At 72.9% G+C, this 12,662-nt stretch carries 9 protein-coding genes; 8 read left to right on the top strand and 1 reads right to left on the bottom strand.

Annotated elements, in window-relative coordinates; all coding sequences use genetic code 11:
* Window positions 1–150: 150 nt before the first annotated feature.
* The 8 genes from ACFU7Z_RS06460 to ACFU7Z_RS06425 all read left to right on the top strand — a co-directional run bounded on the left by ACFU7Z_RS06460 (window position 151) and on the right by ACFU7Z_RS06425 (window position 11,151).
* Window positions 151–573, top strand: coding sequence for a hypothetical protein (locus tag ACFU7Z_RS06460; protein WP_049659008.1), 423 nt, complete (start codon window positions 151–153; stop codon window positions 571–573).
* A 79-nt stretch (window positions 574–652) separates the two neighbouring features.
* Window positions 653–1,198, top strand: coding sequence for a ParH-like protein (locus ACFU7Z_RS06455; protein WP_380776601.1), 546 nt, complete (start codon window positions 653–655; stop codon window positions 1,196–1,198).
* Window positions 1,191–2,390 (top strand): MAB_1171c family putative transporter, encoded by a 1,200-nt coding sequence (locus tag ACFU7Z_RS06450; RefSeq protein ID WP_380776599.1) that lies wholly within the window; start codon window positions 1,191–1,193, stop codon window positions 2,388–2,390. The genes ACFU7Z_RS06455 and ACFU7Z_RS06450 overlap by 8 nt, the downstream gene beginning before the upstream one ends.
* Window positions 2,391–2,549: 159 nt before the next feature.
* Window positions 2,550–6,116, top strand: coding sequence for a DNA polymerase III subunit alpha (gene dnaE / locus ACFU7Z_RS06445; protein ID WP_074003307.1), 3,567 nt, complete (start codon window positions 2,550–2,552; stop codon window positions 6,114–6,116).
* Window positions 6,117–6,307: 191 nt separating this feature from the next.
* The gene (locus ACFU7Z_RS06440) at window positions 6,308–6,781 is read left to right on the top strand and encodes a nucleoside deaminase (protein ID WP_049650233.1); all 474 of its coding nucleotides are present in this window, start codon (window positions 6,308–6,310) and stop codon (window positions 6,779–6,781) included.
* 108 nt (window positions 6,782–6,889) lie between these two features.
* Window positions 6,890–7,930 carry a zinc-binding alcohol dehydrogenase family protein gene (locus ACFU7Z_RS06435; protein WP_380776597.1) on the top strand — a complete coding sequence of 347 codons (1,041 nt, stop codon included), beginning with the start codon at window positions 6,890–6,892 and terminating at the stop codon, window positions 7,928–7,930.
* A 104-nt stretch (window positions 7,931–8,034) separates the two neighbouring features.
* Complete coding sequence (locus tag ACFU7Z_RS06430; protein ID WP_049650251.1) at window positions 8,035–9,159, top strand: DUF5954 family protein; 1,125 nt, start codon at window positions 8,035–8,037, stop codon at window positions 9,157–9,159.
* Window positions 9,160–9,294: 135 nt separating this feature from the next.
* A complete protein-coding gene (locus ACFU7Z_RS06425; protein ID WP_380776595.1) occupies window positions 9,295–11,151 on the top strand; it encodes an FAD-dependent oxidoreductase in 1,857 nt (618 codons plus the stop codon).
* A 65-nt stretch (window positions 11,152–11,216) separates the two neighbouring features.
* On the opposite strand, the gene ACFU7Z_RS06420 is transcribed toward ACFU7Z_RS06425, so the two are convergent.
* Window positions 11,217–12,500, bottom strand: coding sequence for a HEAT repeat domain-containing protein (locus ACFU7Z_RS06420; RefSeq protein ID WP_380776593.1), 1,284 nt, complete (start codon window positions 12,498–12,500; stop codon window positions 11,217–11,219).
* Window positions 12,501–12,662 lie beyond the last annotated feature (162 nt).

Genomic DNA, 12,662 nt, shown 5'->3' with positions numbered 1-12,662 from the left:
GGCCCTCCCCCGAGGGCCGGACCCGCGTTCGTCCCCCGGGGACGGCACCGCCCGACGCCGGGGCGACGCCCGAAGCTACGATGGTTACCCGGTGGCCGGCCCCGCGTTCCAGTGCCGCCGGGACCGGCAGTGGCGGCGCAGGAGGCGGAGATGGCGGAACCCGGGGCGAGCACGCTCGCCGAGAAGATCGAGACACTGTTTCGCACGGTCCGGCGCCCCAACCGGGAGCAGTACAGCAACGAGGACGTGGCGCGCGCCTGTCGCGAGGCCACCGGCGAGACCTTCTCGGCCACCTACCTGTGGCAGCTGCGCACCGGCAAGCGCGACAACCCGACCAAGCGCCATCTGGAGGCGCTGGCCGGGTTCTTCCACGTCTCCCCCGCCTACTTCTTCGACGACCGCTCCGAGGAGATCGTCGCCGAACTCGCCCTGCTGGAGGCGCTGCGGGACGCCGGCGTACGGAACATGGCGCTGCGGGCGGTGGAACTCTCGCCCGAAGCCCTGGACACCGTCTCCGATGTGATCGAGACTATCGCTCGCCGGGAGGCTGCCAGGGGGAAGCCCTCCCCGTGAGCACGACGTGGTGCCGCCGAGGGGACACCCGCAACGGCTGACCGGCCACGTCGGCCCCGGCGGACTGGGGAGGCGCGCGTTGCGATGGATCCGACGCCACGGCGGACTGATGCGGCGATGTCGCGCGATCAGCGAGTCGCTCGACCTGCCCGACCCGTTCGACGCCGCCGAGCTCGTCGCCCGCCTCGCCCGCGCCCGTGGCCGTCCGATCGACCTGATCGCCGTGCCCGCACGGCCCGGGGCACCCTGCGGGCTGCTGGTGACGACTGGTCAGGCCGACTACATCGTGTACGCCGAGGACACCAGCGAGGTGCACCGCCAGCACATCCTGGTGCACGAGTACGCCCACCTCCTGCTGGGCCACGCCGACGGCCCCTCGCCCGACCCCGGGCTCACCCGCGGCCTGCTGCCGCACCTGTCCCCGACCCTGGTCGGGAAGGTCCTGGGCCGCACCGTCTACCTCGAACCCCAGGAGCGGGAGGCCGAGTTGCTCGCCTCGCTGATCCTCAAACGCGCCCTGCTGCCCGGCGGCCGGGCGGCCAACGCCCAGTCCCCCGACGCCGAGTGGGCGCAGCGGCTCTCCCCGCTGCTGGGCCGGCGCCGCCCGACGGGCCCGCATGACTGACCCCGTCCTCGCCTGCGCCGCGGTCTTCCTGCTCGGCCTGAGCACGTACCGGTTCTTCGCCGGCCGGCACCGCGGCACCACGCCGGCCCTGCGCTACACCTGCTGCTTCGCCTGGTGCTTCGGCGCCTCCCTGGCGCTGATGGCCGGCCGGACCGGGGCGGACATCGACCACGGGACCGGCCTGGCGGGCCTGTCCTGGATGCTCACCGACCACCTCAAGATGGGCTCCGCCGGCTTCCTCGCCCTGGCCGCCGTCTCGCTGCGCCGCCCCGCCGCCGACGCCCGGGCCCTGCGCCGCCGCCAGGCCGGCGTCGCCCTCGCGGTCCTCGTGGCGACCGTCCTGTTCCTGCTCGCCCGGATCACGGAGGTCGACGGCCAGTTGGTGGCCACCGGCGGCGCCGGCCCGGTAGCGCTGGCCGGCTACGACCTGGTCAACGTCGGCTACGTGGTCGGCTGCCTCGTCACCCTGCTGCGCCAGACGCTGTCCTGGACGCGCCAGGCCGACACCGCGGCCCTGCGCACGGCCCTCGTCCTGATCACGCTCACCGCCGCCGTCGGGCTGCTCTGGACGGCGTGGGGGGTGGACGACGTCCTCGGCGCCCTGCGCTCGGGCCGCCAGCAGACCGCCGAGGACCCCGTCTCGCTGGCGCTCGGGCGGCTGTGCGCGGTGCTGCTGCTGGCCGGTGCGACCACCCTGCTGTGGGCGCGCGCCGGCCGCGCCGCCCGGCGCTGGCGGGCCGCGTACCGCAGCTACCGGTCGCTCGGCCCGCTGTGGCGGGCCCTGCACGCGGTCTTCCCGCAGATCGCCCTCGCCGCCGGCCCGCTGCCCTTCGCCGACGCCGAGCTCGCGCTCTACCGGCGGGTCATCGAGATCCGGGACGGGCTGCTGATCCTCCGCCGCTACCGCACCGGCGAGACGCCCCCGGCGGGGCCGGAGCAGCCGCGGGGCGGCGGTGCCCGGGCCACCGACGCCGCCGCGCGGGCCGAGGCCGCCCGGATCGCCGCCGCCCTGGTCCGCGCCCGCGCGCGGGCGGACACGCCCGCCGACCCCGCCGAGGCCGCCGACCCGCCGCAGGCCGAACCGTCCCTGCCGCCCAGCGCCGGCATCGAGGCCGAGACCCGCTGGCTGACCCAGGTCGCCCAGGCCCTGCGGACCACGCCGCCGCTGCCCGTCGGCCGCACGGCCGGCTGACCGGAGCGGGGTCGGCCGCGCTGGCCATGATCCCGTCAAGGAAGCGACAGGGCCCCGTCAAGATCGCGGCGGCGGGCCCGCGGGGCTGCGCGTCGGCGTCGCGGACCGGATAGGGTGGACCGCTTCCCCGTCCGAGTCCCGTCCCAGGAGCACAGCGCCGTGTCCGACAGCTTCGCGCACCTGCACGTCCACACCGAGTACTCGATGCTGGACGGCGCCGCCAAGAACGGCAAGCTGTTCGCCGAGGCGGAGAGACAGGGCATGCCCGCCATCGCGATGAGCGACCACGGCAACATGTTCGGCGCGTACGAGTTCTTCCACGCGGCCGCCAAGACCGGGGTGAAGCCGATCATCGGCATCGAGGCGTACGTCGCACCGGCCTCGCGCTTCCTGAAGAAGCAGGTGTTCTGGTCCCCCGGCGGCCAGCGCCCCACCGGCTCCGACGGCGAGGGCGGCAAGGACGTCTCCGGCGGCGGCCGCTACACCCACATGACCATGTGGGCGCAGAACGCCACCGGCCTGCGGAACCTCTTCAAGCTCTCCTCGCTCGCGTCGATGGAGGGCTACTACATGAAGCCCCGCATGGACCGCGAGCTGATCGCCGCCAACGCGACCGGCATCATCGCCACCACCGGCTGCCCCTCCGGCGAGGTCCAGACCCGGCTGCGCCTCGGCCAGTACGAGGAGGCCGTCAAGGCGGCCGGCGCCTACCAGGACATCTTCGGCAAGGAGAACTACTTCCTGGAGCTGATGGACCACGGGCTCTCCATCGAGCAGGACGTCCGCGAGGACCTGCTGCGCCTGGCCAAGCAGCTGAACATCCCGCTGCTGGCCACCAACGACTCGCACTACGTCACCGCCGACCAGGCCGACGCCCACGACAGCCTGCTCTGCGTCGGCGTGGGCAAGAACAAGGACGACCCGAACCGCTTCAAGTTCAACGGCAGCGGCTACTACGTCAAGACCGCCGAGGAGATGCGCGAGCTCTTCCGCGAGCTGCCGGAGGCCTGCGACAACACCCTGGCGATCGCCGAGCGGGTGGAGTCGTACGAGGAGGTCTTCACCTACGTCGACCGGATGCCGCAGTTCGACGTCCCCGAGGGCGAGACCCAGGCCTCCTTCCTGCGCCAGAAGATCGCCGCCGGCCTCCAGCACCGCTACGGCGACAACCCCAGCCAGGAGGTGCTGGACCGGGTCGAGCTGGAGATGGGCGTGATCACCCCGATGGGGTTCGACGCCTACTTCCTCGTGGTCGCCGACATCTGCCAGTACGGCCGGGACAACGGCATCCCGGTCGGTCCGGGCCGTGGTTCGGCGGCCGGCTCGATGGTCGCCTACCTGACCGGCATCACCCAGCTGGACCCGCTGGAGCACGACCTGCTGTTCGAGCGGTTCCTCAACCCCGAGCGCATCAACCCCCCGGACGTCGACATCGACTTCGACGACCGCCAGCGCGACCAGATGGTGCGCTACGTCACCGACAAGTACGGCTCCGCCTACACCGCGCAGGTCAACACCTTCGGCACGATCAAGGCCAAGGCCGCCGTCAAGGACGCCAACCGCATCCTGGGCTACCCCTTCGCCATGGGCGACCGGATCACCAAGGCGATGCCGCCGGACGTCATGGGCAAGGGCGTGCCGCTGGCCGACCTGTTCAACGACAAGCACCCGCGGTACAACGAGGGCACCGAGATCCGGGCGCTCTACGACAACGAGCCCGACGTCAAGAAGATCATCGACACCGGGCGGGGCATCGAGGGCCTGATCCGCGGCACCGGCGTGCACGCCGCCGCCGTCATCCTCTCCTCCACCCCGCTGCTCGAACTGATCCCGCTGCACATGCGGGACAAGGACGGCGTGATCATCACCGGCTTCGACTACCCGTCGTGCGAAGCCATGGGCCTGATCAAGATGGACTTCCTGGGTCTGCGGAACCTGGGCATCATCGACCACTGCATCAAGATCGTGAAGGCCAACCGGGGCGTCGACGTCGACATCGAGAAGATCCCGATCGACGACCCCACCACCTACCAGCTGCTGGCCCGAGGCGACACCCTCGGCGTGTTCCAGCTCGACGGCGGCCCCATGCGCGCCCTGCTCAAGCTGATGAAGCCCACCGAGTTCGCCGACATCTCCGCCGTCTCCGCGCTGTACCGGCCCGGCCCGATGGGCATGAACTCGCACACCAACTACGCCCTGCGCAAGAACGCCCAGCAGGAGATCATCCCGATCCACCCCGAGCTGGAGGAACCCCTCAAGGACGTCCTCGGCCCCACCTACGGCCTGATCGTCTACCAGGAGCAGGTGCAGCGAGCCGCCCAGGTGCTGGCCGGCTACTCGCTCGGACAGGCAGACCTGCTCCGCCGCGCGATGGGCAAGAAGAAGAAGGAGGTCCTGGAGAAGGAGTTCGTCCCGTTCCACGCGGGCTGCAAGGAGCGCGGCTACTCCGACGAGGCCATCCAGGCGGTCTGGGACGTCCTGGTCCCGTTCGCCGGCTACGCGTTCAACAAATCGCACTCCGCCGCGTACGGCCTGGTCTCCTACCAGACCGCCTACCTCAAGGCCAACTACCCCGCCGAGTACATGGCCGCCCTGCTCACCTCCGTCGCCGACGACAAGGACAAGATGGCGATCTACCTGGCCGAGTGCCGGCAGATGGGCATCAAGATCCTCTCCCCCGACGTCAACGAGTCGGTGGTCGACTTCACCGCCGTCGGCAGCGACGTCCGGTTCGGCCTCAAGGCGGTGCGCAACGTCGGCGTGCCCGTCATCGAGTCCCTGGTCGGCACCCGCGAGGAGAAGGGCAAGTACACCTCCTTCGCCGATTTCCTGGACAAGGTCGAACTGGTGGTGTGCAACAAGCGCACCGTCGACTCCCTGGTCAAGGCGGGCGCCTTCGACTCGCTCGGCCACACCCGGCTCTCGCTCAGCAGCGTGCACGAGAACGCGATCGACGCCGTCACCGGGCTGAAGAAGCAGCAGGCCATCGGACAGGACGACCTGTTCGGCGCCCTCGACGCCGGCGAGGGCGGCGGGCCCGGCATCGGACTCGACTTCCAGCTCACCGAGAACGAGTGGCCGCGGCGCCAACTCCTGGCCCTGGAACGCGAGATGCTCGGCCTCTACGTCTCCAGCCACCCGCTGGACGGCGCCGAGCACATCCTCTCCCAGAACCGCGACAGCTCGATCGCCCAGCTCCTCGACTCCGGCCGCTCCGAGGGCGAGGTCCGGCTCTCCGGGCTGATCACCGGCGTCGACCGGCGGATCAACAAGGCCGGCAACGCGTGGGCGATCATCACCCTCGCCGACCGCGACGGCTCGGTCGAGGTGCTGTTCTTCCCGGCGACCTACAACCTCATGGCCGAGCAGATGATCGAAGACAACGTGATCTCGATCCGCGGCCGGCTCAACGAGCGCGACGGGTCACTGAGCGTCTTCGGCCAGGAGATCACCACCCTCGACGTCTCCTCCGCCGAACTCGGCACCAAGCCGCCCGTCCAGATCACCGTCCCGGCCGCCCGGATCAACCCCCAGGTGGTCGCCGAGCTCAAGCTCGCCCTCCAGAACCACCCCGGCGACGTCCCGGTCCGGCTGCGCACCACCAACTGGGACAAGGACACCCTCTACGAGCTCGGGTTCCGGGTGAACCCGGACAACGGGCTCGCCTCGGACGTCAAGACCCTCCTCGGCAACCGCTCCTGGGCGGGGGCGGCCGTCCGGTCCTGACCGGTGCCGGCCCGGCCCGGTCCGTTCCGTTCCTCGGAGCGGGCCGGGCCGGTCGGCTGTCCGGCCCCTGCCGGGGACCGGGTTCGGTGGTGCCATGGAGGTGGGCGGACGGCCGGGCCGACTCGTCGGCCTCCCGCCCGCCCCGCCCCATCCGCTCCACCCCGCCCGCTCCACGCCCGAGGAGTACGCCGATGCCCGACCACACCCGCACCCACCTGCTCGCGGCCATCGAACTCGCGGCCTCCGCCCGCGCCCACGGCAACCACCCCTTCGGCGCACTGCTGACCGACGCGTCCGGCGGCGTCCTGCTCACGGCCGAGAACACCGTGCTGACCGACCACGACGTCACCGCCCACGCGGAGACCAACCTGGTCCGGGCGGCCTGCCGCGCCCTCGCCCCGCACCAGCTCACCGAGACCGTCCTGTACACCAGCACCGAGCCGTGCGCGATGTGCGCCGGCGCGATCTACTGGAGCGGCATCCGGCGGGTGGTCTACGCACTCGCCGCCACCGAACTGAACGCCATCGCGGGAGCGGACCCGGACGAACCGGTGCTCGACCTGCCCTGCCGCCTGGTCTTCGCGGCCGGCGGCAACACCGTCGAGGCCTCCGGCCCGCACCTGTTCGACGAGGCCTCCGCCGTCCACACCGGGTACTGGGGCTGACCGGCCACGCCGTGCGCGGCCTGGCGGGGCGGGCGCGGGGCACCGTGGGTAGGTACGGAGCGTGACGCCGGGCGGTCCGCGTGCCCGGCGGACCGGCAGGAGGCCGCGATGACCACGAGGGAACCCCTACCGACGGAGACCGGAGCCTGGGTGGTGGACCGCCCCGGGCCGGTCGGCGGGCCGGGCCCGGGCCCGCTGGTCTGGGAGCGCCGGCCGCTCGACCCGCCCGGGCCGCGGGAGATCCTGGTCGAGGTGGAGGCCTGCGGGGTGTGCCGCACCGACCTCCACCTCGCGGAGGGGGACCTCTCCCCCAGGACGGCGAGGTGCACGCCCGGGCACGAGGTGGTCGGGCACGTGCTGGCGGCCGGGTCCGAGGTCGAGGAGTTCACCGTCGGGGACCGGGCCGGGGTGGCCTGGCTGGCCCGGACCTGCGGCGGCTGCGGGTACTGCCGCAGCGGGCGCGAGAACCTCTGCCCCGACTCCCGGTACACCGGCTGGGACCGGCACGGCGGCTACGCCGGGCACGTCACCGCGGACGCCCGCTACGCCTACCGGCTGCCCGAGGGCCCGCCCGCCGAGGAACTCGCCCCGCTGCTGTGCGCCGGGATCATCGGCTACCGGGCCCTGGAACGGGCCGAACTGCCGACGGGCGGGCTGCTCGGCATCTACGGCTTCGGCGCGTCCGCGCACCTGACCGCCCAGATCGCCCTCGCCCGGGGCGCCCGGGTGGCCGTGTTCACCCGCTCCGAGGCGGCCCGACGGCTCGCACTGGAACTCGGCGCCGCCTTCGCCGGGGACTCGTACGACCCGCCCCCGCAACCGCTGGACGCGGCCGTCCTCTTCGCCCCGGTCGGCGGCCTCGTGCCCGCCGCCCTCACCGCGCTGGACCGCGGCGGCACACTCGCCGTGGCCGGCATCCACCTCACCGACATCCCGTCGCTGGACTACCAGCGGCACCTCTTCCAGGAGCGCACACTGCGCAGCGTCACCGCCAACACCCGGGCCGACGGCCTGGCCTTCCTGGCGGAGGCGGCCCGCGCCCGCCCGGTGGTCCACGTCAGCCGCTACCCCCTGCGCCGGGCGGACGCGGCGCTCGCCGACCTCGCCGCGGACCGGGTGACGGGCGTCGCGGTGCTCGTACCCGAGTAGTGCGCCGGCCGGGATGGCCCGGCACGGCGGTGACCCGCCCCTTCGGAGTGACAGGAGGGGCCGTTTGACTGCGCTCGGTGGCCGACCGGTTGCATCATGTGCGCATGGTGAACTTCCCTGACGATGTCCCCGGTTACCTCTCCATCAGGATGGCCGCCCCCACCGAGCCGGTGGCGGGGATGGCGGACGTCGAGGCGTGGACGGCCCGCGACAGCTATCCGCAGATCCTGTCGGCCGGGAGCAGGGCCTTCGGCGTCGCCCGTGAACTGCCCACGGGCGGCTGGGCCCTGCGCACCTCGATGGCCGAGGTCTACCCGCAGTCGGCCCGCGACGACCTGGGCATGGTCTGCCGCGAGCAGGCCGGCCGGGCGGAGCAGGCCGGCGACACCGCGGCGCAGCAGCGGTACCTGGCCGCGGCCGGGCGGCTGGAGTGGGAGAAGCTCGACGAGGTCGAACTGGACGTCCGCTACCGCGTGGTGCGGGCCGAGCGGTACATCCGCAGCGGTCCGGACGGCCCGGAGCCGCCGCGCTCCACCGACCCCGACGACCACCGCAAGCGCCCGCTCGCCGAAGCCCTGGACCCGGCCGCCGGCTTCGTCATGGACCCCGCCCTGCCGACCGGGCTCTCCACCGGCATCCTCAAGACCGACCTCATCCAACTGGTGCCCACCGCACGCGACTTCCCGCCCGAGGTCCGCCGGGACGCGCTGCGTTCCAGCACCACCCACCCGGGTGTGGTGCTGCTGCCGGCCGCCTTCGGCGTCGCGGAACGGGTCGACGGCCGGTGGCGTCCGGTCGGCGTCATGGACGCCCCCACCCCCTTCCGCGCCCGGGACATCCTGTCGATGCGGCTGCGCGTGACCGAGCCGGTCGAACGCCGGCTGAGCGACCGGCAACGGGCCCGCTACGCCGAGGCGGCGGACCGGCTCGAAGCCGAGCAGGGCTTCGAACTCACCGTCGAGGACCGGCTCCTGCGGATCATCCGGGTGGAACGCGCCGTCCGCTTCGGCCCGGACGGACCCGAGGGCCCCCGCCCCTCCGACCACGACCCCGAGGATCCGATCCTGGTGATGGACCAGAAGCTGCGAGCGCAGGGCATCGTCCCCGACGAGGACGATGACGAGCCGATCGTCCTCGACGAGTCCGCGCGGGAGTTCCAGCGCCTCTTCGAGGCCGAGATGGCCCGGCGCGGCACCCCGCTCCCGCGCTTCGAGGACGACGGGGCGTAGGGGCGGGCCCACCCCGTCGAACACCCCTCCACCACCCTGGTCCGTGACGGGTGACCGGCACCGGTCCCGCTCGTTGCACACCGGGGGGTCATCCCAACCGCTCGGGGTGACCAAGGAGCCGGAGGTGCGCGCAGCATGGGGTTGGCCGAGGGTTCACAGGACGGTTCGCACGAGGATGCGGTGAGCGGGCGGACCCGACGCCAGTTCCTCACCCGCGCCGCCGCGTTGGGCGGGGCGCTGGCGGTCGGTCCCGCCGCCGGCGCCGCCGCGCTCCCACGTGGCGCGGGCACCGCCGCCGGCGGCGGCTCCGGCTCCGGGCGGACCGTGGCGGTCCTCGGCGGCGGGGTGTCCGGGCTGAGCGCGGCGCACGAACTGGCCGAGCGCGGCTACCGGGTGACGGTGTACGAGTACTACGCCGCGCTCGGCGGCAAGGCCCGGAGCATGGACGTGCCGGGCGGCGCGAGCGGTGGACGCCGAGCGCTGCCGGGCGAGCACGGCTTCCGGTTCTTCCCCGGCTTCTACCGCAACCTGCCGGACACCCTGCGCCGCATCCCCTACCCGGGCAACCCCGGCGGCGTCCACGACAACCTGCGCGACGCCACCCAGGCGCTGCTGGCCTTCGACGCCCCGCGCCCGGGCCTGCTGCTCCCGTTCCGGACCCTCACCCGCCGCCCGCTCGACCTGGGCGACCTCGCCCCGGACGCCCTGCGGCGGACCCTGACCGGCGCGCTGGACGAGGTGCTGCACCTGCCCGCCGACGAGCTGGCCTACTTCGTGGACCGGGTCCTGGTCCACCTGACCAGCTGCGACCTGCGCCGCGAGCAGCAGTGGGAACGGGTGCCGTGGTGGGACTTCATCAGGGCCGGGCGAATGTCCCACGACTACCAGCGCCTCCTCGGGGTCGGCGTGTCCCGGGACCTGGTGGCGACCCGGGCCGAGCAGGCCAGCACCCGTACGGTGGCCCGCACCATCATCGAGGCCTTCCTGCTGAACGGCCTGCTCGGGCGCGGCGTCGACGGACAGCTCGACCGGGTGCTCAACGGCCCCACCAGTGAGGCCTGGATCGACCCGTGGGCGGCCCACCTCTCCGCACTGGGCGTCGAGTTCCGGACCGGCACCGAGGTCCGGGAGGTGCTGTACGACGAGGGCCGGATCACCGGGGTCCTGGTGGCACCGGCCGGCGGCGGCGCCCCGGAGACGGTGCGGGCCGACTACTACCTCAGCGCGCTGCCGGTCGAGCACGCCCGCACCACCTGGGGTCCGCGCCTGCGCGCCGCCGATCCCCAACTGGCGCGCTGCGACGCGATCGGCACCGACTGGATGACGGGCATCCAGTTCTACCTGCGCCGCCCGCTGCGGCTGGTGCACGGCCACGCCATCTGCCTGGACTCCCCGTGGTCGCTCACCACGGTCAACCAGGCGCAGTTCTGGGACCGCGACTTCGCGGCCGCCTACGGCGACGGCACGGTGCGCGACTGCCTCTCGGTCTGCGTCTCGGAGTGGGACCGTCCCGGCATCCTCTACGGCAGGACGGCCAAGGAGTGCACCCGCGAGGAGGTCGCCCGCGAGGTCTGGGCGCAGTGCCGGCGGGCCCTCGACCGGCCGGGCGCCGGTTGGCCGGCGGACGCGGACGTGCACTCGTGGTTCCTCGACCCGGCCGTCACCGGCCTGGGCGGGCCGGCCCCGGCCAACCGCGAGCAACTCCTGGTCCACCCCGCCGGCACGCTCTACCACCGGCCCTCCGCCGCCACCGCCGTCGGCAACTTCTTCCTGGCCGGCGACTACGTCCGCACCGACGTCGACCTGGCCACCATGGAGGGCGCCAACGAGTCCGCGCGCCGCGCCGTCAACGCCCTCCTGGACGCCGACGGTTCGCCCGCCGAACGCTGCCGGATCCAGCTGCTCTTCCGTCCCCCGGAGCTGGAGCCCCTCAAACTGGTCGACGAGGCCCGCTACCGCCTCGGCCTGCCGAACACCTTCGACCTCGGCTGACCCGGCCCGCCCGGACACAAGGGTACGGAGCGGCGGCGATCCAACAGGTCCCGCGCGGGCGTTCCCTACCCAGCGGTGGCCGGCGCCTCCAACTCTTTCCGGCGCTGCTCGTACCGCGAGGGCGCGCCGAGTATCCAGGACCAGGCCTCGTACTCGTCGACGGTCCCGACCCGGGCGGCGCCGTCGACGCAGCGCGGATCGTCCCGTTCGGCGAGTCCGAAGACGGCCCAGATGCGGGTCACCTGGTCCTCGTCGTCGAGCAGTTCGGCGAGGACCTCGCCGACCGCGCTCGCCGGTTCCCCGCTCTCCGCGAGCTGATGGGCGACAAGTCGGCGAACAGCGGCGTCGTTGTCCCGAGCCAGTACTCGCATGGCATCCAGCCCCTCGGACGCGTAGGTCCACCGCCCCGAACGGTCCGCGACCGTGTGCTCCAGGGTCGCGGGCACTCGGGCGCGCACCTTCGAGGCGGGGTGCGCGAGAAAGGACAGGCCGAGGGGCTCGATCCTCGGGTCCTCGTGCTGGCTCAGGCCGACCAAGACCTCGGCCAGGACGTCCGCGTGGTCCCCCTCCGCCGCCCAGTCGAGGAGGAACTCCAGCGTGCGCTGCTCGAACGGGCTCGGGTCGGCGGACATGGGGTCACCGAGGAAGAGGGATGTCAGGAGCTCCGCACCGAAGCGGCGGCGCAGGGGATCGGGGTGGGACCGCAGTGCCACCGCGGCCTCCCACGTCTCGTCGTCCTGCCTCTCGGCAAGCGTGCTGATGATCTCCCCCCAGACGGCGTGCTCCCGGTCGGGGTACGCGAGGGCGCACGCGCGGCCGGCCAACTCGTCGACTCCCAAGCGGAGTCCGAGATGCTTCTCGAGGAGAGTGAGGATTCCTGTGTGGCCGTCGCGGACGGTCGTTTCGCCGAGTCGGATCTCGTGGTAGTCGGTGGACCATTCCCTGTCCCGGACCCGGACCCACTCGACCGGACCCGAGGAGCCGGTCCGTTCCCGCAGCATGCCGACCGCGCCCGTCTCGTGCCACTGCCGGGCACGTGCCAGCAGTTCCGCGCGAGTGTCCTCACCGAGCAGCGCCGCCTCGCCGAGCAGGCCGTGGGCAAGACCGACGGAGCCGCTGTCGACGGCCCGCAACCGCGGGGTGGTCCCGTCGGGCAACCGACGGTCCACATCCGCGCCGCCCTCCACCAGAGAGTCGGCGGCCAACGAGTCGAACGCGGCGATGGCCAGGCAGAGTGCAGAGGTTCCCTGCTCGTCGACGGCATTGGGATCCGCCCCGTCCTCCAGGAGCATCCTGACCGCGTTCTCGTCCCCTCTCCGCACCGCCGAGATGAGTGGATCCTCGCCCATACCCCTAAGCCCCCGTTACTCTCGATCGCCGGCCGTCAGAACAGCAGCAGGCCCGCAGGCGCGTGGTCGGCCAAGTGCTTCCACACGCCCCGGGCCGGAGCCAGGGTGACGGACAGGCCGACGATGTCGCCGCCCCTGGCGGGACAGTCTGTCACGGCCGGT

The sequence above is a fragment of the Kitasatospora sp. NPDC057518 genome (assembly GCF_042802075.1).
GTDB lineage: Bacteria > Actinomycetota > Actinomycetes > Streptomycetales > Streptomycetaceae > Kitasatospora.
The sequence above is the reverse complement of the archived record's forward strand: the minus strand, read 5'-3'. Positions and strand labels throughout refer to the sequence as shown.